Annotated in this window: 20 protein-coding genes; 6 read left to right on the top strand and 14 right to left on the bottom strand. The window is 55.1% G+C overall.

The features are described 5' to 3' along the window. Nucleotides 1-1,320: a M48 family metalloprotease gene (locus EDC56_RS15950; RefSeq protein WP_162844218.1), complete on the bottom strand. Its 1,320-nt coding sequence runs from the start codon at nucleotides 1,318-1,320 to the stop codon at nucleotides 1-3. A gap of 469 nt (nucleotides 1,321-1,789) precedes the next feature. Between EDC56_RS15950 and EDC56_RS15945 the strand changes: the two genes are divergently transcribed. After that, nucleotides 1,790-2,773, top strand: a complete 984-nt coding sequence (locus EDC56_RS15945) for a DUF2860 domain-containing protein (protein WP_123713569.1) — start codon at nucleotides 1,790-1,792, stop codon at nucleotides 2,771-2,773. Nucleotides 2,774-3,019: 246 nt separating this feature from the next. Here the strand turns inward: EDC56_RS15945 and EDC56_RS15940 are convergent, their stop codons facing one another. From EDC56_RS15940 to def, 13 genes are all read right to left on the bottom strand, one after another. Further along, the gene (locus tag EDC56_RS15940; RefSeq protein ID WP_148059437.1) at nucleotides 3,020-3,367 is read right to left on the bottom strand and encodes a hypothetical protein; all 348 of its coding nucleotides are present in this window, start codon (nucleotides 3,365-3,367) and stop codon (nucleotides 3,020-3,022) included. Nucleotides 3,368-3,794: 427 nt separating this feature from the next. Then, nucleotides 3,795-3,989 (bottom strand): hypothetical protein, encoded by a 195-nt coding sequence (locus EDC56_RS15935; RefSeq protein ID WP_148059436.1) that lies wholly within the window; start codon nucleotides 3,987-3,989, stop codon nucleotides 3,795-3,797. Between the two features lie 250 nt (nucleotides 3,990-4,239). Next, nucleotides 4,240-5,016, bottom strand: coding sequence for a hypothetical protein (locus tag EDC56_RS15930; RefSeq protein WP_123713566.1), 777 nt, complete (start codon nucleotides 5,014-5,016; stop codon nucleotides 4,240-4,242). A 252-nt stretch (nucleotides 5,017-5,268) separates the two neighbouring features. Next, entirely contained in the window at nucleotides 5,269-5,796 is a 528-nt protein-coding gene (locus EDC56_RS15925; RefSeq protein ID WP_123713565.1) for a hypothetical protein, read from the bottom strand. A gap of 1 nt (nucleotide 5,797) precedes the next feature. Further along, the gene (locus EDC56_RS15920) at nucleotides 5,798-9,724 is read right to left on the bottom strand and encodes a DUF637 domain-containing protein (protein WP_162844217.1); all 3,927 of its coding nucleotides are present in this window, start codon (nucleotides 9,722-9,724) and stop codon (nucleotides 5,798-5,800) included. Nucleotides 9,725-9,728: 4 nt separating this feature from the next. Continuing rightward, nucleotides 9,729-12,047: a filamentous hemagglutinin N-terminal domain-containing protein gene (locus EDC56_RS15915; RefSeq protein WP_148059435.1), complete on the bottom strand. Its 2,319-nt coding sequence runs from the start codon at nucleotides 12,045-12,047 to the stop codon at nucleotides 9,729-9,731. Nucleotides 12,048-12,408: 361 nt separating this feature from the next. After that, entirely contained in the window at nucleotides 12,409-13,260 is an 852-nt protein-coding gene (locus EDC56_RS15910) for a hypothetical protein (protein ID WP_123713562.1), read from the bottom strand. Nucleotides 13,261-13,468: 208 nt separating this feature from the next. After that, nucleotides 13,469-13,852 carry a hypothetical protein gene (locus EDC56_RS15905; protein WP_123713561.1) on the bottom strand — a complete coding sequence of 128 codons (384 nt, stop codon included), beginning with the start codon at nucleotides 13,850-13,852 and terminating at the stop codon, nucleotides 13,469-13,471. Between the two features lie 224 nt (nucleotides 13,853-14,076). Beyond that, the gene (locus EDC56_RS15900; protein WP_123713560.1) at nucleotides 14,077-15,528 is read right to left on the bottom strand and encodes a TrkH family potassium uptake protein; all 1,452 of its coding nucleotides are present in this window, start codon (nucleotides 15,526-15,528) and stop codon (nucleotides 14,077-14,079) included. A gap of 13 nt (nucleotides 15,529-15,541) precedes the next feature. Further along, complete coding sequence (trkA, locus tag EDC56_RS15895) at nucleotides 15,542-16,915, bottom strand: Trk system potassium transporter TrkA (RefSeq protein ID WP_123713559.1); 1,374 nt, start codon at nucleotides 16,913-16,915, stop codon at nucleotides 15,542-15,544. Nucleotides 16,916-17,003: 88 nt separating this feature from the next. After that, nucleotides 17,004-18,308 carry a 16S rRNA (cytosine(967)-C(5))-methyltransferase RsmB gene (gene rsmB, locus EDC56_RS15890; protein ID WP_123713558.1) on the bottom strand — a complete coding sequence of 435 codons (1,305 nt, stop codon included), beginning with the start codon at nucleotides 18,306-18,308 and terminating at the stop codon, nucleotides 17,004-17,006. Continuing rightward, nucleotides 18,301-19,275 (bottom strand): methionyl-tRNA formyltransferase, encoded by a 975-nt coding sequence (gene fmt / locus EDC56_RS15885; protein WP_123713557.1) that lies wholly within the window; start codon nucleotides 19,273-19,275, stop codon nucleotides 18,301-18,303. The genes rsmB and fmt overlap by 8 nt, the downstream gene beginning before the upstream one ends. 32 nt (nucleotides 19,276-19,307) lie before the next feature. Continuing rightward, complete coding sequence (gene def / locus EDC56_RS15880; RefSeq protein ID WP_123713556.1) at nucleotides 19,308-19,811, bottom strand: peptide deformylase; 504 nt, start codon at nucleotides 19,809-19,811, stop codon at nucleotides 19,308-19,310. A 228-nt stretch (nucleotides 19,812-20,039) separates the two neighbouring features. Between def and EDC56_RS15875 the strand changes: the two genes are divergently transcribed. The 5 genes from EDC56_RS15875 (at nucleotide 20,040) to aroE (ending at nucleotide 24,714) form a co-directional block, all read left to right on the top strand. Beyond that, complete coding sequence (locus tag EDC56_RS15875) at nucleotides 20,040-21,065, top strand: LysM peptidoglycan-binding domain-containing protein (RefSeq protein ID WP_123713555.1); 1,026 nt, start codon at nucleotides 20,040-20,042, stop codon at nucleotides 21,063-21,065. 66 nt (nucleotides 21,066-21,131) lie between these two features. Continuing rightward, nucleotides 21,132-22,265, top strand: a complete 1,134-nt coding sequence (gene dprA / locus EDC56_RS15870; protein WP_123713554.1) for a DNA-processing protein DprA — start codon at nucleotides 21,132-21,134, stop codon at nucleotides 22,263-22,265. Nucleotides 22,266-22,334: 69 nt separating this feature from the next. Continuing rightward, the gene (gene tsaC / locus EDC56_RS15865) at nucleotides 22,335-22,937 is read left to right on the top strand and encodes an L-threonylcarbamoyladenylate synthase type 1 TsaC (protein WP_123713553.1); all 603 of its coding nucleotides are present in this window, start codon (nucleotides 22,335-22,337) and stop codon (nucleotides 22,935-22,937) included. Between the two features lie 38 nt (nucleotides 22,938-22,975). Then, nucleotides 22,976-23,887 (top strand): oxygen-dependent coproporphyrinogen oxidase, encoded by a 912-nt coding sequence (hemF, locus tag EDC56_RS15860; protein ID WP_123713552.1) that lies wholly within the window; start codon nucleotides 22,976-22,978, stop codon nucleotides 23,885-23,887. Further along, on the top strand, nucleotides 23,884-24,714 hold the full coding sequence (gene aroE, locus EDC56_RS15855) for a shikimate dehydrogenase (protein ID WP_123713551.1): 831 nt from the start codon (nucleotides 23,884-23,886) through the stop codon (nucleotides 24,712-24,714). The genes hemF and aroE overlap by 4 nt, the downstream gene beginning before the upstream one ends. Nucleotides 24,715-24,730 lie beyond the last annotated feature (16 nt).

Below are 24,730 nucleotides of genomic sequence, written 5' to 3'. Positions count from 1 at the left end.
TTATTTTTCTTCCAAGTGAGTTTTAGTTGATAGTGTGTTGGTTTTTATTTTTTCTAACATACGTTCTAAGCGGCGACGCTCGCGTGCATCGGGCTTGCTGTCAAGGTAGCGTGTTAACCAGCTCTCGGCCGTCGCTGGCTGTCCGCGCGCTAGGGCGATCTTGGCCAGTCGCTTATAGCTTGGTAGATAGCCGTCACCGTTGTTCAGCGCCTGCAGATAAAAGGCTTCGGCGTTATCCAGCAGCTGCGGTTTCAGCGTTTCTTCGACCTCGCTATTCTGCTCATTATTGTCTGTTTTTACGGTTGTTTCGGGGTCGCTTTCAGCGTTAAACCAATGGCTGAGAATCTGTTGCTCGGACCAGTGTTGATAAACGCCCCATGCGGCCTCGCCCTGATAGAAGGCGATTTTATCGCTGTCGGGGTAGCTGTCTTTCGCCTGTTCGAGCATCATGCGCAGCTTGAGGTAGTCACGGCGCAGCAAATACATTTTGGCGTTTTGTTCCATCAGTAATGCCTTGATCTGCGTGAACGTCGTATTATCCGCCGGTGCCGGGGCGGCGATGCTGGCATAGTCGCGAGCGATTGATTGGCGCAGCTCGGCAATGCGCTGTGGGTGGCTGGGGTGGCTGGAAAAAATGCTGTAGCTATTAGCTGTTAAGCGCGGCAAGCTTTGCAGCTTGGCAAAGACATCGGGCATGGCTGTCGGCGGGTAGCCCGCGGCGACCAGGCGCTGCAAACCGAGCTGGTCAGCGTCGGATTCGGCACTCTGCGAGTGATCGGCGATCGACAGTGCCGAGGGCAGGTAGCCGATACCGCCGACGCCGATTGCAGTCGTGGTGATCACATCCAAGACGTGACCGGCCATCAGCGAATTCTTGGTAGAAATGACATTTTTGACGTTGTGGCGCTCGGTGATGTGGGCGATTTCATGGGCCAGAATCGCCGCCAGCTGTTGCTCGTTTTCCAGTGCACTGAACAAACCGGTATTGAGAAAGATGACACCGTTGGCCAGCGCCGACGCATTGACGCTGGGGTCGCGGGCAAGATACAGACGAATATGCTCACGATAGCGCGGTGGGTCGTTGGCGAGTAGGCGTGCCTCTATCGACTCGATATAGGCCTGTGCCTCGGGCTGCCGATAAATGAGTCCCTGCTGGGTTAACTTTTCCAGGTACAGATCGGCTTGCTTTACCGCCCAGCGCTCTTCATCGCTGAGTTGATAATCATCTGCCAATGAGGCCTGGTAGGATTTAACCCCCGACGAGGTAGCGCAAGCGGTCAGTATGCATGCGGCGATGCAAAGCCAAAGTAATTTCTGCAACAATTTTTGAACCTATTCGCTATTATATTTTTATCAATAAATTATAACAGCTAATATTGATGGTGAATATCGATAGGCAGTTAATAGTAGTATTAACGGTTGTTAATGCTTTTTCTATTGGCTGATTGTAGTGCTTTTACCGTTAGATTTTTCGACACAAAACGTACTTTTAATTTTTCTAAGGGTGTTTATTTTTTAAAGTTAAGCAGGCGTGGAAGTGACGGATATCATCGTCAGCTTAACCAGCACAGCTCACTACAACGCTGCCTTCTATCACGTCTTTGCTGCCGTTGGCAGGCGAGAGCGTACTCCGTGTTAACCGTTGTCGTACACGTGCTATCGATACTGCAGAGGACGGCAAATAGCGCATTTTTTATTCATAGACCTTTGCGGTATAAAACGCTATGGTGGCGTTTTATGCCTAATAGAATCATCACTGCTAACAAAAAAATCAAAGGGTCTGCCGCCAATGAAACGCTATGTCTCTCCTTTATTACTGTCGCTCAGTGTCTCGCCGGCGTTTGCGCAATTGGCCGATAGCGCTGGCTTCAGCGGTGAATTGTCGATCAATGCGGGGTGGATATCGCGCTCTTCTAATTTTAATACCGATGGTGATAAAACCATCGCAGACAATACACAGGGGCCGTCGAGCAGCAGCCGCGCCTTGGTGATGCCGTTGGGCAGCGTCGCCTATACCTTTGGCGACGGTCTAAACCAGCAGGTGTTTTTGGGCACCTCACGAGACGATATCGCCGTCGGTACGCTGGCGTTAGAGTTGGGGTACCGGCGACAGCTGGCCGATAACACCGTGGTGGCGCTGTCGGTATTGCCGACGGTGTTATCCGGTGAGACCTGGGCGGACCCGTTTCTGCAAGGCGAGAAGCGCCACACCACCGACGAAACCGGCATGGCCTATCGTGTGCAGCTGAAAGATATCGCCGGCAGCCGCTTTAGTGTCGATGCCGCCTACGGCGTGACAGAGATCGACGACGAGCGCTCCGGCAGTGCCGCGGGCCTGTCGGCGGCGGATAGGGCGTTGCTGGCTCGCGATAGCCGCTCGAGCTATGTTAAGGGCAGCTATAACGTGCCGCTCAGTCGCACCACCTTTTTACAGCCGTCGCTGCGCTATGTGCACACCGATGCCGATGGCGAGGCCAACTCTTCCGACACCGTCGGGGCCGAGCTCAGCGTGATTAAGCTGATGGGGCGACACAATTTAGCGGTCACCGCCGGCTACCAGACGCGCAGTTTTGACGCCGACCAGCCGATTTACGGCAAGGCACGCGACGACGATGCCATCAGCCTTTTCGCCGCCTACGAGTACCAGCAGTTTATGGGCTGGCAGGATTGGTCGCTGGTATCGTTAGTGGGCTATGAAGACAGCGATGCCGATATCGATTTTTACGACAGTAGCGGTTACCTTCTCTCGCTGGGGATGAATTACAAGTTTTAAAAAACGCGCCAGCCAAAAAAGGCTGGCGTTTTTTTTATTGAATAAGCCTTCACCGTAAACGCTCTGGTTAAGCATCATCAAGCAAAGCCACGCCACTTTTTTTTCATCCCCCCAGAGCACAGTGCAAAATTGAATGCGCGCTGTGCTGCTGGTTGGTGTTGTGAAGTGCGCGACTTGAGCGCTTTCCAGCGTTCTTCACCAAGGTGGAGGCGGCAGGGGATGGCAGGCCGTGCAGTTCGCTATGATTTATATAATCTGTAGGTGATAGGCCTTATCGCTCGGGGTGACCCAGTTGCCAATACTGCTACAGGTGTTGTCGTCGCCTGTTTTGCTGTTATGATCCGAATAGTAGATACTAATATTTCTATCTTGTGCCTGTGCAGATAGCACTAACGATAACCAGGTTTTGCACATCTCGCCTTCTGCAGGGTTTTCTGAGTTGTAGAAGCTACAGAGCCTATGCACACCATAGCCATTACTGATCTGTAGCGACACATCGGTCCCCAGATATTTGACCTTACCAGTACAACTATAGTTAGCTAAGGCGTTATTGGCGCTGACGGCCAAGAGTAATATCATTATTTTTTTTAACATTTTTCGTCCAGTTTTTAGATGAAATACCACGCCGCGAGTGTATCCTCGCTGGCTGCTTTTTTTATTAATAAGGCTTTGCTGTGAGTACTCTGGTTAAGCATTATCAAGCAAAGCCACGCCGAATTTTCTTTCCATCGCCCCAGAGCACAGTGAAAAATTGAATGCGCGCTGTGCTGCTGGTTGGTGTCGTGATGTGCGCGACTTGAGCCCTCTCCAGCGTTCTTCACCAAGGTGGAGGCGGCAGGGGATGGCAGGCCGTGCAGTTCGCTATGATTTATATAATCTGTAGGTGATAGGCCTTATCGCTCGGGGTGACCCAGTTGCCAATACTGCTACAGGTGTTGTCGTCGCCTGTTTTGTTGTTATGATCCGAATAGTAGATACTAATATTTCTATCTTGTGCCTGTGCAGATAGCACTAACGATAATCAGGTTTTGCACATCTCGCCTTCTGCAGGGTTTTCTGAGTTGTAGAAGCTACAGAGCCTATGCACACCATAGCCATTACTGATCTGTAGCGACACATCGGTTCCCAGATATTTGACCTTACCAGTACAACTATAGTTAGCTAAGGCGCTATTGGCGCTGACGGCCAAGAGTAATATCATTATTTTTTTTAACATTTTTCGTCCATTTTTTAGATGAAATACCACGCCGCGAGTGTATCCTCGCTGGCTGCTTTTATTATTAATAAGGTTTTGCCGTGAGTGCTCTGGTTAAGCATTATCAAGCAAAGCCACGCCGCTTTTTTTTCATTCCCCCAGAGCACAGTGAAAAATTGAATGCGCGCTGTGCTGCTGGTTGGTGTCGTGATGTGCGCGACTTGATCGGTCTCTTTAGTAATTTATTTTTTTACCCCCTGCTTGCGCTGCTTCATATCGTCGCTATCATCACTTCGATTTCCTCGGTAACGTCATCAAATTCATAACCAAAACTCGAGATCTGTTCTAACATTTTATCGAGTTCGGTAGCGGTTTTTTTGCCGCACAATTTTAGGCAGTAGAGTATATCGAGGGGGATGACATTGACTGGCGTATAATACGGGCCCTCGCCCTTGGACAGGCGGATATGCTGCTCGATCGCCTCGGTGAGCTGAGCCTGAAACTCGTCGTCTTGCTCAGCGGGCTCGAAGGCAAAGCGGTAAGGCCCGAGATCGGCATGGGGGAACTCCTCTCCCTGGGCGCGAGCGACAACATGCAGAATGTACAGGGCGTCATAACCCGGGTAGCTGCGGTCGTAGTCTGACTGCATAAAGCGGCGGATAACCGGGTAGTGTACCTCCACGATATCGCGCCTGTCGGTGAGTAAACCGTAGAGTAATAGGGCGATACGCTTAGCTAAGCTATATGTGTTGCCGACTTCTTCGACCCTGCCGTCAGACGCTTCCAATGAAAATACGAAACGCTTGTACTCCATCGACAGGCGAAAATCGGCCCAGTGCACTAGGCCCGAGTCGAAACGACGAGCGTCGCGCAGTGCCGACATACTGTGGTGGTATGACAGGCTACCGCAGGTTGATGATGCTAAAATCAGCTTCTTATGACCGATTTCATCAAGGCATATTTTCTGTTCTTTATCGAGCCAAGCAGAGTCATTCTCTTTGAAGTATGCGGCATAGCCGCGCTCTAGCTTACATAGTGTATCCAACATTATTTAGATCTGCCCTCATCATTGTTTCGCTGGGGATGAATTACAAGCTTTAAAAAAACGCGCCAGCCAAAAAAGGCTGGCGTTTTTTATTGAATAAGGCTTTGCTGTGAGTGATCTGGTTAAGCATCATCAAGCAAAGCCACGCCGCTTTTTCTTTTCATCCCCCCAGAGCACAGTGCAAAATTTAATGCGCGCTGTGCTGCTGCTTGGTGTCGTGATGTGCGCGACTTGAGCGATTTTTCTTTTTCCTCCCTAGTCGTAGCTTATTAACTTTTCAACCTTTTCGTCGAAGCAGCCGCTGTCGAGATGATAGCGGCGGTATTCGACTATCTGATTTTTTTCGCAGGCCAGGTAGCCGATAATCATCAGCGTAGGGTCGTCGCTCCAGCGAAATTGTACAGGTTCATCGAGGTAGTGGCGGCTGTTGGGGGTGCCGCCGCGGCGGCCGCCCAAGCCAGTCGACAGCCGCTCAGGTGGGGCGATGTCGGCCACTTTGTTGCCTTCGGCATCGAGGATGATTGATAAGACCGTGTGGTTAGACAGCCAATGTGAGATAAATAAATAGCGCATATCGGGTGAGGGGTAGGCATAGAGTCTAGGGCCGGAATAATTGTCGTCGGGTGTATAATGATACTGAAGTTGATCACCCCAGGTCATAGATCGGTAGGCTGAGCACTTTGGGTAATCTGCTTGGTGAATCTCATTACACCAAACGCCAAGGTTAACGGCAATTTTCTCCCCTTCGAGATTTACAAAGTGTAGATTTTCAATTTTCTTCATATCAAAGCGTCTCCGTTCCCAAGTTGATTACATTACCGGTCTTTTTGAAAAAACCCTGCCACTTAGGGGGCGCGGTAGAGCCAGGTTTATCCCGAAAATCTTCTACATATTCATACTGTGGTGAATTGCCGCCATAGTGAATACCGTTTTCGCTGAGTGCTCCAGCGGTACCGGAGCGGGCACGCACACCGTTTTCGTTGATGACTTTGTATTCACGCATCACGTACCGCTCGCCTATCGGTTTACTGAACATTGGTAGTAAGGCGAGGGCATCGCGGGCCTCTGCCATGCTACTAAAGGTTTGTGTGGTCGACCAGTACCCAGGCTTATTAGCGTCAAACCTCTCCACCGTCCAGACGCGGGTACCTTTTTTGAGTATAACATCCTCTACCACCGTCCCCAGCTTCCAGGATATCGCACTCTTACTGACGAGGCCATGGTCCGGGTCCAGGCCACCGTCTTCCCAGCGGATATTAGCCTGCGCCATATTTACTTCAACGGCGTCGGTTTTTCGCCCACCTTCCCAATAGTTTAAATCGAACTTAGACCTACTGCCGGCGAACTCGTCATAATCTTTCCACTGTACCGTTTGCTCAAGTAGTTCTTGCTTGTGACGATCGAAGGCGACACGCTCATTATAGTCTTTGTACAGGTCGTCTCGATTGTCATGTTGGGTATAGTCGCGATCCCCATTAGGGCCTTTAGCAATGGTTTTCAGGCTTTTGAGCAGCGTAGCGCCGCCGGCGGTCAGGGCATACTCGGCGGCTGCGACGGCCACCTTGGACATGCTTTTACCCACCTGCTGGTAGTCACCCTCGTTCTCGGCGGTGACAATATACTTAAACGACGAGTCGACCAACTCTGTAACTTCGTCGGCCAAGGCTTGTGGCATCGAGGCTATCGACTCCTGCATCAGGTTCAGCACCTGATCCATCTCGCCCTGCATAATCAACGAGGCGAGTGCGTAAACGTTCGCAGGCAGTTCTTTATATCCCGTAGCTGCATCATCCAAACCAATCATGAAGCCTTCGCGAACCGCAGCATCGTTGGCGAGGTACTTGCTGTATGCGTTGGTGGCAGTATTGGTGAGGCACGCGGCTGGCTGGGGACCAGAGAGACACATCGCGGTTTGTTTAATCAGGCGGAACTTTTCAACAATCGATAGCGCATTATTCTCGGCGGCGTTACGGCCTGTCATACCGGCAATTTGATAGTCACCGCCGGCCATATGAATGGTCATAATGCTTAATACTTCAGCAAAGCCGGCACCCTGTGCATGCCATCTGTTGAGCTCACTAAAGTCCGTGTGGGTAATCTCGTTATAGAATTCCCCGGCAAGCTCACCGACCACGGCACCTGCCGCGCCGGAGGCACAGGATTCGCTGGCTCTATCAGAGCCGTGACCTTCGACACCGTGTTGCAATACGCCGAGACCACAGCCTAGGGCAAAGTGAGCCAGGTATTTCGACAGCTTGTCCATCTCAGAGCCACCAATATGCCCAGCTATATCTTCGCCAACATAGGAGACTAAGCTACTGCCCAAGGCGTAGCCGAAGGCGTCGGTGAAGTCATCGAGATTGCCGCCATTGACCATGGTTGAAATACTGGTGCGAACAGCGCTGTTGACGACTAATTGGGTTGCTTGCTGGGCAAAAGAAAGCTCATGTAGGGCTTCGACGGCCTTTTCTACTCGTGCGGCAATTTCTTTAGCGTCTTTAAATATGTCGAGCCCATCTTTAGCCGCCTGCGCTTCGGCGGCCTCGCGAGCTGCTTCGATTTCTTCGGTCGAAGGGGTGAAGAAGGTGGTACCAATAGCATCGATAACGCCAGCGGTAATCATTGCAGTCGCAACATTCTTTAAATTTTCATCAGAATGAATCTCCTTCATGATGTCACTGAAACTATCACCATTGAGCAGGCCGTTGGCGGTGGCGACGGCAGATTGCGTGGCCATCGCGCTTAACCCTGCAGAGATCGCGACATTAGTCGCTGAAGCAACTGTTGCAGTTACAGCGGCACTAGCACCTGCTGCACTGGCTGCGCTACCAGCTGCTGCTCCGCCTGCAGCGGCAGGTCCGGTACCAGCCCCAGCGGTGACGACGGTGACGACAACAATGATGATCGCCATCGCTGCGCCACTGAGGGTGGTGTTCTCTTCTTTCCAGGTCTCGTACTCGAGCTCCATCGCCTGCCAGTCAGCGTCGGGATGTTGCTCCATCAACGTTGCCATCCAGGCCATATCGGGTTGTTGCGAGAGTTTGTCGACCTGTTGCGATAGGCTGAGTGTGTCGTCGTCTTCGTATTGTACGGTAATACCGTTGAGGGCCTCGACACTGAAGCCGCCAACCACAGTGTTGTAGACACCGGTCTCTTTATTGTGACCGTAGTTCTTGGTGGTGGTGGTCCACATGCCCTCGTCGGTGCCGCTGTAGCTGTACTGGTCGTTTTCGATCGACATCAGTAGGTTGACGGCGCCGTTTTGTGCGCTAGCTCGAGTGCCTTCGGTACTGCGCAGGTCGGCGGCTTTCAGCCTAATATCGCCGTATTCGGTGTGCAGGCGCACGCCTTTACCGGCGTCTAACAGGGCGCGAATGGCGACGGTCTTGTAAGAGGATATCTCTTCGTCATCGGTTTTCTTGTAATAGCTGGTCGCCTGCATGTCATCTTCAATGGTGATGCCGTACTGGGCTAACAGTTCGATATGGCCGCGGTTGCTGACGATCTCGGCGGCATCGATGACGATGTCGGTGCCGGCGATGAGGCGAATGGTCTCGTCGGCGGTGAGTTTGCTTTGCAGGTAGTGAATGGTCGAGCCGTTGCTTTTGCCATTGTCGTAACTGTTGGTGACTTCGGTGCTGCCAATGTAGATACGCCCGTCGGCATCGAAGGTGATGGCCTCACCGGCGCTTACATGAACGCCGTAGAGTTCAATATTGCCGCGGCTGGTGATGGTGATGTCGCCGCCAGCAGTGATCGAGGTGATTTCGCCTAGGCTGTTGAAATTAGCATCGCTGCTGCCAAAGTGATGGACTACCGGGGTGGCGGCCATGAACGATTCGGCCTCGATAGTGAGGTTGCCCTGTGCATCGAGCTGGCTGGCTAACAGGCTGACGTTACCGCCGGCGACAATTTCGAGATCGCCGGCGGCGGCGATGTGGCCGTTGTCGAGGGTAAGGTCGTTGAGCACGCTGATAAAGCTGTCGCGGCCAAGCTTAACCGTGGCATTGGTGATGCTGATGGAGCCAAAGTTGGTGATGTCGCCGTTGAACTCGGTGACCTGGGCATCGACACGCTGTGCCTCGTAGGTGGCACCGGCGAGATAGAGCACCGGCACTAAGACGTTGACGCCGTTTACCAGCCGGCTCTCTGGCCATAGAAAGTCATAGGCGGTGCCGTTATCCTGCTGCGATAGCCCCAGCGGCTGACCGAAGCGGGCGTTGCTGTGCTTCTGGGCGTAGCTGAGGGCGTTCTGGTAGAGGCTGACCAGTTGTTGGTTTTCGCTGCCGTCACGGTTTTGATCGATCAGCGTGCGGCCGAGCAACTCCTGCACCTGGGCGCGGATGAACCGGCTCTGGACAAAGTCGGTGCCGATCAGCGGCTGATTGGCTGCGGGAAAGGTCTCGATAAAAAAGGTGATGTCGCCGTTGCTGATTGGCACCAGCAGAGCTTGCCCGAGCGTGGTTTTACTCTGCTGCTGCAGCGTTTTGCCAAAGTGCTCGATGCCGCGGCTGATTGCCGGTGGCTGGATATAGCTGGCGGCCTGGTACTGGTAGCGGCTGTTGTCGCTATACTCATAGCTGGGGTTGCCGGCGACATGGGCGGTGACTTGCGCGGCGCTGAGGCCTTGAGCATAGGCAACGATGGGAATCTGGAAGACGAAGAAAAACAGCGTGACCAGCGAGGTGATTCTGAGATTTTTACTGAACATATTATTAATTCCACCAGTCCATTTCATCGAAGAGGCTGTTGATCCACGCAGCCATTTGTTTCGCTAGTTCGACGATTTTTCGATACATTGTAACGGTTTCTTCTTTTGTCGTATTTTCTGTAACGGTAGCGCCAGCTTGTGCTTTAAACTGGTCGAGCACGTTAATATTTTCAACGCTTAACTTCGTTGTATAAGGCGACTCTGTTGTGGCTACTTTTCGACCATAGGTATTGCCGTGAATTAAAAATAAGCTGTCAGTTTGTTTTTCTACGACTGAATGCTTATCTACAGCGTTATGATAATCTGCAGTAAAATAATCTTCTTTAGCATGGCTGTTGCCGATATCGCTCACACGCGGGCTATCGAAGTAAGCATCACCATAGATCTCGATATAGGCGGCGTTGTTGTAGAAACGTTGAGTTAATCTTGCTTTTAGATTGGCTAGCGAGATCAATGTTGCGGATGGCGAATCGATATAGCGACGACTCGCAAATTCAAATTTATCCGTAGTTAATGCAAGGTTTGGGTTACCTGAATCACAAAATATCATTTTAAATTCCCAGGATCTTGCTATTAACCCAGCGGCAGATCGGTAGCGCTCATTTAGAAATTGTTTGGATTGAAAGTTGATAGAACCGACAGAGTGATTGAGGGTTATCTCAGCAGAGCTATTTAAGATGTAGTCGGAAGTGACAATGCTTAGGGTGGTTTCTGCAGATATGGATACCTGTTTTTGGTCCTTTTCATGAAAGAATACATTATCGAAGGTCGGGGACCAGGCCTTTCTGTTCTCCCAATCACCTTCGACTACAATGAGAGGGTGATTTGCCCCCATGCATATATTTTTATGTTTAAATTGTGATTCTGTTTCTGCAGAGCGATTTTTTTTCCACACCGGATTAATATTTTCGAAAGCGCGTGCTTTAATCTCGAGAATATTGGCGGTGATTTTACCAGACAGATCGCTGGTTTTTTGCCCTTTGCCGTCGACGTTCATACCGCTGCGGTAGTAGGTGCCGCCTTTCTGGTACTGATAGGCTTCATTGCTGTTGATCGTTAACAGCGTGTTGTTTTCCACAGTGGGAATATAGGGTGTGCGCGAGCCGTTGCGCACGATGCCACGGGCGGATTGCAACAACATACTGGCGCCGCTGATCTCGCCGCCAAACTCGTTGGCAAGGGTGTAGTCGGCCCAGGCTTCTAGGCGTTGCTCGGCATTGAGGCTACCGCGGTTGACCAGTTGGCCACCGGCGAGGTGCAACTCGTTACCGCTGATGGTGCTGCTATTAAATAATTTATTTTTTGCAATCAGCTCGACATGGTAGGCGTGAATGAGGTTGCCGGCTTTATTCAGCTGCAGTGCGCCGCCGCTGTTGATCGCAACGCTGCGGTTACTGCGTATGGTGCCGTTAATGGTGGTGGTGCCACTACCGAAATCATGCACGCGCACACGCTCGACCGGTAGATAGCTGGCGCCATTAAAATATTGGCTGGCGATAGCGTCGCTGCGGCTGTCGATGCTGGTGTTGAGGGTCAGCGGTGAGGCGCTGTTAATCAGCACGTCGGTACTGCGGATACTGCCGTTCAATGTGGCGCTGCCGCTGCTTTGGCTGCGGGTGATTTGCTGTTGGTCGTAATCCCAGCTGAGCCGGCCGAGCATTAGATTAACGCCACCGGCACCAATACTATGGCTACCGACGGGGGCGGCTTGGTATTGCCCTTGGCTGTTTTTCGTGGCGGCCAGATGGGTATTGATTGGCCCCTGTAGTACAACGTTATTGGCTTGCAGCTCAACTGATAGAATGCCGGCGGCATCGAGATTGTCGACGGTCACCTGGCCGCCCGGGGTCGAGGCCAGTACCCCAACATCGTGGCTGAAATTACTGTCTGATCTGGCGGCGCTAAGGCTGAGGCGATGAAAGCCGGTAAAACTACAATTAAAACAGCTGATGTCGCCGGCATTGGCCGTTGATAACAACACCAAGTTGGCGGGCGCGCCGACCAGCTCGATGTGCTGTTGCAATAAAAACTCATTGGCGATTAACACGATGGTGGTTGCCGCGGTACTGTCTTCATCGGCGGCCACGTTAAGAATCTGCAGATCGTTATTATTGAGCTTAAACTGGCTGAAGTGGTTAATCGACAGGCCGTTTGCGTTCGCCTTGACCGGTTTTAGCACATCTAACCCACTCGATGAGGCGTGGGTCACTGCCGAGCCAGCGCTGGTAGGAGTAATCGTGTTAGCCTGGCTGAGCGTGGGCAACAGCGCACACACAGCAGCCACGCACCATAAGCGGCGTAGAGACAATCGTTGCATTTTCATTGACGAATTTCTTCTTCTGTATCCAAGGTCGAGCAGCCGTCAGGGGCCGATCGGTTTTTTATTGTTACTCAGCGTGATCGTTCAAGTTTGCTTGAGCTCACTGAGCATGTAATCCAATACGATAAGAATCGTAGTCATTGTATTTTTTTTTAAAATAATTAGCCGCGATGCTAACATTATTGTAATGCTGAATAATAGTTAAATGTTTTTACATGCGTTTGTCATAAAAAATGGGGTTAGCAATATCACGGTGAGATGGAGACGGAAAGGGAAAGGGAGAGGGGGCGAGGAGAAAGGCATGCTGCAGCGTTGAAACGATGCAGCAATAATTGAAAGGTTAAAATAATAAAACTGACCCGTATTAAATCAGTAGCTGGCGAAAATACTCCCATTGCTCGAGACTAATATCCCAGACTTCTGGGCGAGTGATGTTGATAATCATCCCTTCAGAACCTCTCTTGTAGGCTTTGTAAATATCCTCTTCAAGGTTTTCATAGTCGTCGTAAATGGTGCCGCTGGGCTCCTTGTAGTTAAAGCCGAAATTAAACAAACCGATATCATCTTGCGGGTTGCTAATACCAAAGCTGATGCTGATCTGGTCATCAGTATTGTAGCCTTCTACATCGCCGCCACAGTTTATGCCATTGCCGCCATACTCTTTATAGGAGTTGGCTAGCGGGCCGGCGTAGCCACTCTCTCGCGTGTACTGAGAGTACTGCAGTTGGTTGGTAGAGTTTAAGTTGACTGCATTGGCGGCAAGGCGAATGTTGTCGCCAGCCTTGATCGAGCGGATAAATTTTGCAGTCTCGAGATTATCCCATAGGTTAACGGCCTCGCCGTTGTGGAGTACACGATAGGTCTGGGTGGTGGTGAAGCTAACTTGCCACCACAGGGTGCATGGGCTATCAGGCCAGATTTTTTTAAGTGTCGACTGATTGGAAATGACAGAGCATTGATTACCGGTAGGCAAGGCGAGACTGGCGCGCCTGATCGGCAAGTTGGTAAAGTTTTCGTTGTAGTTGTGGTGGCCGACTTGTGCGGTGGTGATATTGACATAGTCACCATCGCTATTCAGGCACTGCAGGGTGATCGGTTCGCCGGCCTCGAGCTCACTATAGTAATGTAATACAGGCGTATCGCCCGCGCTACTGAGTAGACTAAAGCCGTCAAACGGCGAAAATAAAATAGCGATTAAAATAGGAATAAAATCCATACAAAGTCCCTGTGGTTGTATTGTGTCATTATTGGTGACAACTACTCTAACGAAATATTGTTGTGTCGTCTTGTTGGCTCGAAGTAATTAACTTTTATTTTTAGTCGGAGTTTGCTGTGCCGTTGTGCGGTTCCAAAAGGCCGGACTGGGCAGCATGGCCAGGCAGAGAGTCCATTTTGCTGCCGCGGTTTTTAACCGCTGCCGCCAGCTACTGCCAGCCAAACTCCTCCGACGACTCTTCATAATCACTCCTATCCTCTGCCACCGCGTTCAGGGGTTGCGCCTTCGGCGGCGTGTTACCCGCTAAGATGGCGTTAATCATCGCCGCGAAGTTGGCGTAGGGGAGAAACATAAACGTCTCTTTATATTGGATGTTATACATCTCAACCACCTCACCAAATTTCGGGTCCTGGTCATGGTAGATCACACCTGATCCATAGACCTCAAATGTTTTATTTTTGTTGTCGGTAATCCGTTTAAGAATCTCCTTTGTAGAACTCTCGATAAGGTAGATGAGCAGCTCATACTGATAGTCCGGAATATCGGACTGTTCTAGTCGCTGCGTTAAAACGGCGATTTGTTGTTTATTCATTGTTGTCCCTGGCGGTGAGTCAACGCGGCGCCTGTTAGCCTGCTTTTTATTGTTCAACACAACTTAAGTGATTGTCGAGGCGTTGGTGAGACTCGGTGTAGGCTGAGTGAGCAATGCGATCTAAGAGATGAATAAATGGGCGATAGTTTTTTGGTTTTTAATCCAGCAATGCGCTGTTTTTTTTCAGGCCTGGCTGCGCGGGATGCGCAGACAGACGGTGACACTCAGCGGCGCCAAAAGGCCGGGGTGAGCAGCACCAATAGGGTGAAGACTTCCAGCCGACCGAGCAGCATGGCCAGGCAGAGAATCCACTTGGCGACGTCGTTGATGTCGCCGAAATGGGCGGCGACGGTGCCGAGGCCGGGGCCGAGGTTGTTCAGCGAGGCGGCGACGGCGGAGTAGGCGGAGATGAAGTCGAGGCCGGTGAGCATCAGCGCCATGATCAACATGAAGAAGGTCATGATGTAGACCGACAGAAAGCTCCAGACGGCGACGATGACGCGGTTGCTGACGCTACGGTTACCGAGCTTGAGCGGAATCACCGCGTTGGGGTGGATCAGCTGTTGCAGCTCACGAAAGCCCTGCTTGGCCAACAGTAGGGCACGAATCATCTTGATGCCGCCGCCGGTGGAACCGGCACAGCCGCCGAGGAAGGCGAAGGTGAGCAGCAAGTGTGGCAGCAGGCTGGGCCAGGTGGAGAAGTCGGTGGTGGCAAAGCCGGTGGTGGTGGTGATCGAGATCACCTGAAAGACGCCGTAGAGAAAGCTGTCACTGAAATCGTAGTAGTGGTGGAAATAGAGCAGCAGTGATACCGCGATGGAGGCGAAGAACAGGTAGCTGAGGTAGAACCAGCACTCCGGGTCGCGGCGATACTGGCTGATGCTGGCGTTGCGAAAGGCACCGAAGTGTAGGGCGAAGTTGATGCCGGCGATGATCATGAAGGTACAGGCGATGATCAGTATCGCCGGGTTGTCGGCGTAGTAGCCCATGCTGGCGTCGTGGGTCGAGAAGCCGCCGATGGCGACGGTGGAGAAGGCGTGGCAGATGGCGTTGAACACGGTCATGCCGGCCAGCCAGTAGCTGACGGCACAGACCGTGGTGAGGCTCAGATAGATCAGGAACAGCGTCTTCGCGGTCTGGGTGATGCGCGGCGTCAGCTTGCTGTCTTTCACCGGCCCCGGCGTTTCGGCGCGGTACAGCTGCATGCCGCCGATGCCCAGCATCGGCAGGATGGCGATGGCAATGACGATGATACCGATGCCGCCCATCCACTGCAGCAGCTGACGGTAGAACAGCATTGACGGCGGCAGCTGGTCGAGGCCGGTGATGACCGTGGCCCCGGTCGTGGTGAGGCCGGAGATCGATTCGAAGATGGCGTCGGTGACGCTGAGGCTGGGCTGTTCCGATAGCAGCAGTGGGATCGCGCCGAACAGGCCGAGTACGGTCCAGAACAGCGCGGTGATCAGGAAGCCGTCGCGGGTGCGCAGGTCTTTGCGCTGGCGGCGCAGCGGCAGGTAGATGGCGGCGCCGATGCCGAAGGTGATCGCCCCGGACAGCACGAAGCTGTCGCCGGCACCGTCCTGGTAGATCAGCGATACCAACAGCGGCAGAAACATGGTCAAGCTGAACAACATCAGCAAGAAGCCGACGGTGCGAAAAATGGTGGGAAGATGCATGTCAGCCTACAACTTAGAAGAAGCCGAAACCGACTTGGAAGAGCTGGGCGACTTCGCGGCTCTTGTGTTTGTCGACCAGGAACAGGATGACGTGGTCATCGGTCTGGATGGTGATCTTCTTGTGCGCGATCAGCACCTCGTCGTCGCGCAGGATGGCGCCGATGGTGACGCCGCTGGGTAGCGAGATATCGCCGATCGCCTTGCCGACGACGCGGCTGGAGCGGCTGTCACCGTGGGCGACGATCTCGATCGCCTCGGCGGCACCGCGGCGCAGGCTGTGTACGTTGGCCATGTCGCCGTGGCGGACGTGGGTCAGCAGGCTGCCGATGGTGATCTGCTGCGGCGACAGTGCCACATCGATCTCGCCGCCCTGTACCAGCTCGACGTAGGCGGGGTTGGTGATCAGCGTGATGACCTTGCCGGCGCCCATGCGCTTGGCCAGCATCGACGACATGATGTTGGCCTCGTCGTCGTTGGTGAGGGCGCAAAAGATGTCGCAGTCCTCGATGTTCTCCGACAGCAATAGGTCGCGGTCGGAGGCGTTGCCGTGCAGCACGATGGTCTGATTGAGGTTCTCCGACAGCTGTCGGCAGCGTTCGTGGCTGCGCTCGATCAGCTTCACCTGGAAGCGGCTCTCGATCGATTCGGCGAGGCGCTCGCCGATGTTGCCGCCGCCGGCGATGGTGATGCGTTTATAGGGGGTGTCGAGACGACGCAACTCGGCCATCACCGGTGCGATGTTGTCTTTGGCGGCGATGAAGAACACTTCGTCATCGGCCTCGACGACGGTGTCAGCCTTGGGGATGATCGCCTTGTCACGCTGGAAGATCGCCGCCACACGGGTGTCGATCATCGGCATGTGCTCACGGATCTGGCGCAGCTCTTGGCCGACCATGGGGCCGCCGTAGTAGGCCTTGACCGCCACCAGCTGAATCTTGCCTTCGGCGAAGTCGACCACCTGCAGCGCGCCGGGGTGTTCCAGCAGCCGGCGGATGTAGTTGGTGACCAACTGCTCGGGGCTGATGATGACGTCGATGGGAATGGCGTCGTGGTGGAACAGGTTTTTCTTCAGCAGATAGGGGGTCGAGCGGATGCGGCTGATCTTGGTGGGGATGTGGAACAGCGTCTGAGCGACCTGGCAGGCGACCATGTTGATCTCGTCACTGTTGGTGACGGCGATCAGGATGTCGGCGTCTTCGGCGCCGGCACTCTTCAAGATGTTGGGGTAGGCGGCGCCGCCGCAGATGGTACTGATATCGAGACGATCCTGCAGTTCACGCAGCCTCGGCGCATCGGTATCGATGACGGTGATATCGTTCTTTTCGCTGGAGAGGCTCTCCGCCAGTGTTCCGCCAACTTGACCCGCGCCGAGAATTAAGATTTTCATCGCTTACTAAAGATACCTAGTTGTGGCGTTCGCGTGTATCGACACGACGCCAAGTTGTTCACTGCAGAGTGTTATTGTCTGCTTATTCTCAGCCTTCGACCTTCTCTATGCAAGCATAGAAAAAGCCATCGCCGTCTTGGCCGCCGGGAAGAATCTGTCGGCCATAGGGCTGTTCGATGCCCCAGTCGGCGTCAATCGGGCGGTGGCGGGCATCGGTGGTGCCGGTGACGAAGCGTTCCACCAGGTGGGTATTTTCTGCCGGCATGATCGAACAGGTGGCGTAGAGCAGCTTGCCGCCGACCGCTAGCAGTGGCCACAGCGCGCTGATAATACGGAACTGCAGCTCGGCGATGGCGGCGATCTCCTCGGGCTGACGCATCAGCTTGACGTCCGGGTTGCGGCGAATCACACCGGTGGCGGAGCAGGGCGCGTCGAGTAGGATGCGATGGTAGCTTTGACCATCGTGCCAATCGGCGGGCTGGCTGGCGTCGCCGGCGAACAGCGTCGCCTCGAGACCGAGGCGCTGCAGGTTGTCACGCACCCGCTCGAGTTTGCTCTCGACCAACTCGAGGCCGTGTACGGTGGCAGTGGGCACCTGTTCCAGCAGGTGGCAGGTCTTGCCGCCAGGAGCACAGCAGGCATCGAGGATGCGGTGCTGTGGTTGGGCGTCGAGCAGGTTGGCGGCCAGTTGCGCAGACTCGTCTTGGACGCTGAGCCAGCCGTCGGCGAAGTGGGGCAGCGCGTCGACACTCTGGCCCTGTTCGAGCACGATGCCGTCGGCGCTGAAGCGGCAGGGGCGGGCGGCGATATTGGCCTGCGCCAACAGCTGCAGGTAGTCGTCGCGGCGGCACTGCTGGCGGTTGACGCGTAGAATCATCGGCGGCGCGGCATTATTGGCGGCGAGGATCTGCGGCAGCTGTTCGGGCCAGCGCTTGTTGATCATGCCGTACAGCCAGGCCGGGTGGCTGTGGCTGGCGGCGACGCTGAGTTGCTGTTGCAGGCTGTCGGCGCGGCGCTGGTACTGGCGCAGCACACCGTTGACGAAGGATTTAGCCCACTGCTTGCGCAGCGCGATGCTAGCCTGCACGGTCTCGGCGATGGCGGCGTGATCGGGCACGCGCATATAGGCTAGCTGATAGAGGCCGATCAGCACTAAGGCGTAGACGTCGCGATCTTTTTCTTTCAGCGGCTTGTGAATCAGCTGATCGGCGAGGCCGGATAGCCGTGCATGGTGGCGCATGACGCCGAAGCAGAGCTCCTTGAATAGGCCGTGCTCACCCTCGTCGATACTGTCCAGGTATTTCGGAATCAGATTGGCGAGGGAGGATTGCTGGCTCATCAGTTGGGCGATCAGCCGGGCCGCTTGTGCGCGACAGGGCAGGGGCTTAGACAAAACACTGTCCCTCGGCGAACCAGTCGCGTCGCGAGTTGAGCACGGCGGCGGTGTCCATCGCCTTCTTGCCGGGCAGTTGCAGCTGGGTCAGCAGCAGCGCCTGCTCGCCGCAGCGCACTACGACGCGCTTCTTCGAGCACTCGATGATGCTACCGGCGGCGGCGCTGCTATCGCACTCGACCACCGTCGCCGACCAGATTTTGATGCGTTGGCCGCCGAGCTCGCTGAAGCAGACGTTGCTGCTATTAAAGGCGCGGATTTTACGCTCGATCGCCACGGCACTGTGCTGCCAGTCGATCGCGGCCTCACTCTTACTTAACTTGCTGGCGTAGTTGCTTAGGCTATCGTCCTGCACCTCGCCCTCGACCAGCTCGTTAGCCATGCGGTTGCAGGTCTCGAGCAGCGCCGGTTGGCCGACTGCGGAGAGCTTGTCGCGCAGGCTGTCGCCGGTCTCCGCCGGCTCGATGGTGCAGAAGCGCTTGCTGATCATGTTGCCGGTGTCGAGGCCGATGTCCATCTGCATGATGGTGACACCGGTCTCCTCGTCGCCGCTCTCGATGCAGCGCTCGATCGGTGCCGCACCGCGCCAGCGTGGCAGCAGCGAGGCGTGCACGTTGATGCAGCCGAGGCGAGGGGTATCGAGCACGCCCTGGGGCAGCAGCAAACCGTAGGCGACGACGACCATCAGGTCGGCGCCGTGGCTGGCGAGTAGCTCGAGTTCGGCCTCGGGCTTCAGCGACAGCGGCTGATAGACGGGGATGTCGTGTGCGAGCGCCACCTGTTTGACGGGCGTCGGTAGCACCTTCTTGCCGCGGCCAGACTGGCGGTCGGGCTGGGTGTAGACGGCGACAATCTGATGCCGGCCCTGATCTACTAGGGCCTGCAGGTGTTGTGCAGAGAATGTCGGCGTGCCGGCAAAAATGATCTTGAGGCCGTCTTCGCGAGCGGCAGCGGGTGCGTTAGTCATTGATAGCTCAGTCGATAGAGTGAGCGGCGTGGTTAGCCGCGGGCGTGTTGTTTCTCGAGCTTCTTGCGAATGCGATTGCGCTTAAGCTTGGAGATATGGTCGACAAACAGCGTGCCGTTGAGGTGGTCGAGCTCGTGCTGAATGCACACCGCCAGCAGGCCGTCGGCCTCCAGCTCGTAGGGCTCACCGTTGCGATCGAGGGCACTGAGGCGCACCTTGCCGGGGCGGTCGACGCTCTCGTAGAAACCGGGCACGGAGAGACAGCCTTCATCGTAGCTGTGCAGCGCTTCATCGACGATATGGTAAGTCGGGTTGATCAGCACCAGCGGTTGGTCGTGCTCCTCGGAGACATCGATCACCACGATACGCTGATGAATGTCGACCTGGGTAGCGGCGAGGCCGATGCCCGGCGCCGCATACATAGTCTCAAACATGTCGTCGATGATTTTGCGGGTGGCGTCGGTGACGGCCCCGACTTCACGGGCGATGGTTTTTAATCTGGGATCTGGGTATTCTAGTATATTGAGAATGGCCATTGTGTTGTGTGAAGAACCTCTAGTATCTGCGCAAGAACAACTGCTAAGATTATGACACTTAAGTGGTGGGCGTGACCAATAATAGCGGCATAGACTGACTCTTGCTGGGGTGTCGTTGTACAAGAGAACAGACGTTGATTAGAATGTGAACAGCACATTTTACCAGCCCTAGCGGTCTAGGGGCAGGGCTATTCAACAATAACAAGTTAAATTTTAGGGATGGTAGAAATGAAAAAGTGGCTAGCGGCTCTAGTGGGCATTGGCTTTGCCTCGTCAGTATTGGCGGCAAGTAGTGGCTTATTGAAGACTAATCATCCCAATAACTACGTGGTGCAGAAGGGCGATACCCTGTGGGATATCTCCGATGAATTTCTCAACGATGCCTGGAAGTGGCCGGAGATCTGGCAGGTCAACCCGCAGATCAACAACCCGCATCTGATCTATCCCGGCGATCTACTGTCGTTGGTCTATGTCGATGGTCAGCCGCGCATCAGGCTTAAGCGTAATAGCGGTGGTGTGGTCAAGTTGGGGCCGACGATTCGCACCGATGATCTCTCCCGCGCCATTCCGGCGATTCCTCTCGAGAAGATTCACGCCTTCCTCAGCAAGGGGCGCTTTATCGAACAGGGCGATTTAGAGGGTAAGCCCTATGTCGTCGCCGGCGGTAAGCGCCACATTATCAGCGGCGCCGGCGATCAACTGTTTGCCCGCGGTGACTTCGATGAAAATCATGCCAGCTATGGTATCTACCGCAAGGATGAGCTGTTCACCGACCCTGAGACGGAAGAGGTGTTAGGTCTCCAGATGCGTAACATCGGCATGGGACATCTCGTCGACCAGCAGGACGATATTGCCACCTTCGAGCTCTACAGCAGTGCCGAAGAGGCCCGTATCGGTGATACTTTACTGGCCTCAGATATTCGAGAGGTGAGCGCTAACTATCTACCAAGTGCCCCCTCAGTCGATATCTCCGGTGTAATCATCGGTGTCGGCAAGGGCGTTAGCCAGGTCGGTAAGATGAGCGTGGTGGTAATTAACCGCGGTGAGCGTGACGGCCTAGCAGAGGGCAATGTGCTGGCGATCATGAAGAAGGGTGAGGTGGTCAGTGATCGCGTCGCCGATGAAATGATCCAGCTACCGGATCAGCGTGCAGGCCTGTTGATGGTGTTCCGTGTCTTTAACAAGCTCAGCTATGGCTTGGTGCTAAAGGCGAATCAGGGCCTGTCGGTCGACGATAAAGTGGTCATGCCGTAATTTGGGCAAGCCCCTCCGCAACCGCTACACTAGATAGTCAAATCAGCTGATTAGTGTTGTGATGTCATGGATGACAAGCAAACTCTACACGACCTGCGGCGGCTTGCCTTTAGCCGTCTGCCGGGATCGGGCTCGAGAGCCCAGGCCCCATTACTCGCCAATAGCGATTCCTTCGATGATTTTCTCCACCGCGCCACGACCACTGCCGCTGGCTTGCCGGCAGCGCAGCGAGGGGCCCTGTCACGGCTACGTGCCGCCGTTAGCGAGGATGAGATACTGCAGCGGGAGCAGCACGGGCTGTGCTGGTTGGGTACTCACGGTGGCCAGATAGTCGATTGGTTTGATGACCATTACCCGCCGTTATTACGCGAGTTGGCCGACCCACCGGCGGTATTATTTTGCCTTGGCGATAGCCGCTTGCTGCGCCAGCCTCAGCTGGCCATGGTGGGCAGCCGTGCGGCCACTAATGGCGGTCTAGCGCTGGCGCAGATGTTCGCCAAGGAGCTGACGCAGAGCGGTTTCGTCATCACTAGCGGGCTGGCATCAGGCATCGATGGCGCGGCGCATCGCGGTGCACTGCAGTCGGGGCCGACCATCGCGGTGATCGGTACCGGCTTAGATGTGTGTTACCCGAGCAGTCATCATGGGTTGCGCCAGCAGATCATCGAGCAGGGGCTGTTGCTATCAGAGCTGCCCCTCGGGGCACCGCCCAAGGCCGGGCACTTTCCGCGGCGCAATCGTCTGATTGCCGGGCTCTCATTGGGCACGGTGGTGGTGGAGGCGAAGGTGAGAAGTGGCTCGTTGATCACGGCACGCCTGGCGATGGAGTCGGGGCGCGAAGTCTTTGCCCTACCGGGCTCGATCCACAACCCGCTCAGTCGCGGCCCGCATCAGTTGATCAAACAGGGGGCGACGCTGATCGAGACCAGCGCCGACATCATCGCCCAGCTCAGCGGTGGCTTGGCCTATTTAGCGGAGCAGGTGGAGGCTACCCCAGCCGCTCTGTTATCGATTCCGTCGTTGAGCGCGGCGCAGCAGGCACTGTTACAGTTGATTGGCTATGAACCGATGGATGTCGACACGCTGGTCGAGCGCAGCGGTCTGGCGGTGACGGAGTTAAGTGGTTTACTGTTAGAGTTAGAGCTTGCCGGCATGGTGTTATTGGAGGCGGGTGGCTATCAGCGCTGCACGACGCAATAGGTTTCTGCGCCGTGCTCAGGTAACATTGCTGGCAGAGAAAAAGCGCTTGTCGAAGGGGTTCGAAAATTCATGTCAGAGAAGATCCACAAGTCACCAGCCGCCAACCCTTGGTTGCGTCATGTGGCGGTGCGCCGCTGTGTTGAGACCATCTCCTGTGGCGGTGTCATTGCCTACCCGACCGAGGCGGTCTGGGGCCTGGGCTGTGACCCCGAGAATGCGTTGGCGGTAGAACAATTATTAGCCCTCAAGGGGCGCTCTGTCGACAAGGGGTTGATCATGGTGGCGGCGAATATTGAGCAGTTGGCACCGTACCTGACCGACATCAGCGCGGCACAGCGACAGAGCCTTGAGGCCTCTTGGCCGGGCCCGAATACTTGGTTGGTAGCCGATAACGGTCGAGTCCCTGCCTGGATCCGGGGGCGACACGATAGCGTCGCCCTGCGGGTTTCCAGTCACCCCTTAGTGGTGGCGTTGTGTCAGCGCTTTGGCGGCCCGATAGTGTCGACCTCGGCCAATCCCCAGGGCAAGCCCTCGGCGCGCTCTGCCCTGCAGGTGAGGCGTTACTTTGCCGGCTACCTCGATGGCATTGCGCCAGGTTGTGTGGGCGGGGCAAAGACGGCCTCGACGATCAGAGAGCTCGCTAGCGGCCGTATCATACGCGCCGGTGGCTGACGAATATTCAGTAAGTTATAACTAATCACGGAGACCCTATGTCAACGATCGACATTGAGGCAGTACAAAGCTATTTGATGCAGCTACAGGACACCATTTGTCAGGCGATCGAAGCCGAGGACGGCAGCGCCGTCTTCCTCGAGGATAACTGGCGTCGCAGCGAGGGCGGTGGTGGCCGCACTCGGGTGATGACCGATGGCCGAGTGATCGAGAAGGGCGGGGTGAACTACTCCTATGTCGAGGGGGCGGCGATGCCGGCTTCGGCGACAGCGCAGCGGCCGGAACTTGCCGGACGCTCCTTTAAGGCGATGGGGGTCTCGCTGGTGATCCATCCCAATAACCCGCACGTGCCCACCTCGCACGCCAACGTACGCTTCTTTGTCGCGGAAAAAGACGGCGAGGAGCCGGTCTGGTGGTTCGGCGGTGGCTATGATTTGACCCCCTACTACCCGGTAGCAGCGGATTGTCGGCAGTGGCATCAGACCGCTCATGATGCGCTAGCGCCACACGGTGATGAGCTCTATCCCCGTTATAAAAAATGGTGTGATGACTACTTCTACCTGAAGCATCGCGACGAGACGCGCGGTGTCGGTGGATTGTTCTTTGACGACCTCAACGAGGGTGGTTTCGAGCGCTGCTTCGCCATCATGCAGGCGGTGGGCGACAGCTATATCGAGGCCTATCGGCCGATCTTAGCGGCCAACAAGACGCGTGAATATAGCGAGCAGCAGCGAAAGTTCCAACTCTACCGTCGTGGCCGTTATGTGGAGTTCAACCTAGTCTTCGATCGTGGCACCTTGTTTGGTCTGCAGACGGGCGGCCGCACGGAGTCGATCTTGATGTCGCTGCCGCCGATCGTGCACTGGGATTATAATTTCCAGCCGGAGCCGGGCACGCCGGAGGCCGAGCTCTACGAACATTACCTACAGCCTCGGGAGTGGCTGGCATGAGGGTCGATCAATACGCGGTGTTTGGCAACCCGATCGAACATTCACGCTCGCCAGACATTCATCACGCCTTTGCCCGCGAGACGGATCAATCGTTAGCCTATGGCAAGCAGTGTGTGCCGGTCGATGATTTCACGCAGGCGGCGGTGCAGTTCTTTGCCGACGGCGGTCGCGGTCTCAATATCACCGTGCCCTTCAAGCTCGAGGCCTATCAATTTGCTGATACGCTGACTAAGCGAGCGCGGCAGGCCGGTGCTGTTAACACCCTCGCGGTGCAGGCGGACGGTAGCATTCTCGGTGATAATACCGACGGCATCGGCATGGTCAGTGACATCGTCGATCACCTAGGCTGGTCGTTAGCCGGTCGACGCGTGCTGGTGCTGGGTGCCGGTGGTGCGGTGCGCGGGGTATTGGGGCCGATACTGGCACAGCAACCGAGCCAGCTCGTTATCGCCAACCGTACGTCGGCGAAGGCGGAGGCTTTAGCAAAGGCGTTTACGGCTGACATCGCGGTCGTCGGCTGTGGTTTTGAGCGTCTCGACGGGCACCAGTTTGATGTGGTGATCAACGGTACCTCAGCGTCGTTGGCCGGCGACTTGCCGCCGCTGCCGGCGACACTGCTCGCCACAGAGGGAAAGTGTTACGACATGATGTACGGTGCCGAGCCAACCGTATTCATGCGCTGGGCGCAGCAGCACGGTGCCGCGTCGGTCAGCGATGGTCTCGGCATGCTGGTCGGTCAGGCTGCTGAAGCATTCGCGCTATGGCGCGACGTGCGCCCCAGTGTAGCGCCTGTGATTGAGGTCATTCGTGCCGAGCTTACGGCCTAACAGGTAATTTATTGAT

The sequence above is a fragment of the Sinobacterium caligoides genome, from assembly GCF_003752585.1.
Taxonomy (GTDB): Bacteria; Pseudomonadota; Gammaproteobacteria; order Pseudomonadales; family Sinobacteriaceae; genus Sinobacterium; species Sinobacterium caligoides.
The sequence above is the reverse complement of the archived record's forward strand: the minus strand, read 5'-3'. Positions and strand labels throughout refer to the sequence as shown.

Excerpts from the sequence above, each read along its gene's own strand:
- EDC56_RS15925 (WP_123713565.1), bottom strand. The coding sequence starts at position 5,796 with ATGAAGAAAATTGAAAATCTACACTTTGTAAATCTCGAAGGGGAGAAA.
- EDC56_RS15945 (WP_123713569.1), top strand. The coding sequence starts at position 1,790 with ATGAAACGCTATGTCTCTCCTTTATTACTGTCGCTCAGTGTCTCGCCG.
- fmt (WP_123713557.1), bottom strand. The coding sequence starts at position 19,275 with ATGACTAACGCACCCGCTGCCGCTCGCGAAGACGGCCTCAAGATCATT.
- EDC56_RS15920 (WP_162844217.1), bottom strand. The coding sequence starts at position 9,724 with ATGTTCAGTAAAAATCTCAGAATCACCTCGCTGGTCACGCTGTTTTTC.
- tsaC (WP_123713553.1), top strand. The coding sequence starts at position 22,335 with ATGTCAGAGAAGATCCACAAGTCACCAGCCGCCAACCCTTGGTTGCGT.
- EDC56_RS15935 (WP_148059436.1), bottom strand. The coding sequence starts at position 3,989 with ATGTTAAAAAAAATAATGATATTACTCTTGGCCGTCAGCGCCAATAGC.
- EDC56_RS15930 (WP_123713566.1), bottom strand. The coding sequence starts at position 5,016 with ATGTTGGATACACTATGTAAGCTAGAGCGCGGCTATGCCGCATACTTC.
- def (WP_123713556.1), bottom strand. The coding sequence starts at position 19,811 with ATGGCCATTCTCAATATACTAGAATACCCAGATCCCAGATTAAAAACC.
- aroE (WP_123713551.1), top strand. The coding sequence starts at position 23,884 with ATGAGGGTCGATCAATACGCGGTGTTTGGCAACCCGATCGAACATTCA.
- EDC56_RS15900 (WP_123713560.1), bottom strand. The coding sequence starts at position 15,528 with ATGCATCTTCCCACCATTTTTCGCACCGTCGGCTTCTTGCTGATGTTG.
- EDC56_RS15875 (WP_123713555.1), top strand. The coding sequence starts at position 20,040 with ATGAAAAAGTGGCTAGCGGCTCTAGTGGGCATTGGCTTTGCCTCGTCA.
- EDC56_RS15910 (WP_123713562.1), bottom strand. The coding sequence starts at position 13,260 with ATGGATTTTATTCCTATTTTAATCGCTATTTTATTTTCGCCGTTTGAC.
- hemF (WP_123713552.1), top strand. The coding sequence starts at position 22,976 with ATGTCAACGATCGACATTGAGGCAGTACAAAGCTATTTGATGCAGCTA.
- trkA (WP_123713559.1), bottom strand. The coding sequence starts at position 16,915 with ATGAAAATCTTAATTCTCGGCGCGGGTCAAGTTGGCGGAACACTGGCG.
- EDC56_RS15915 (WP_148059435.1), bottom strand. The coding sequence starts at position 12,047 with ATGAAAATGCAACGATTGTCTCTACGCCGCTTATGGTGCGTGGCTGCT.
- EDC56_RS15940 (WP_148059437.1), bottom strand. The coding sequence starts at position 3,367 with ATGTTAAAAAAAATAATGATATTACTCTTGGCCGTCAGCGCCAATAAC.
- dprA (WP_123713554.1), top strand. The coding sequence starts at position 21,132 with ATGGATGACAAGCAAACTCTACACGACCTGCGGCGGCTTGCCTTTAGC.
- EDC56_RS15905 (WP_123713561.1), bottom strand. The coding sequence starts at position 13,852 with ATGAATAAACAACAAATCGCCGTTTTAACGCAGCGACTAGAACAGTCC.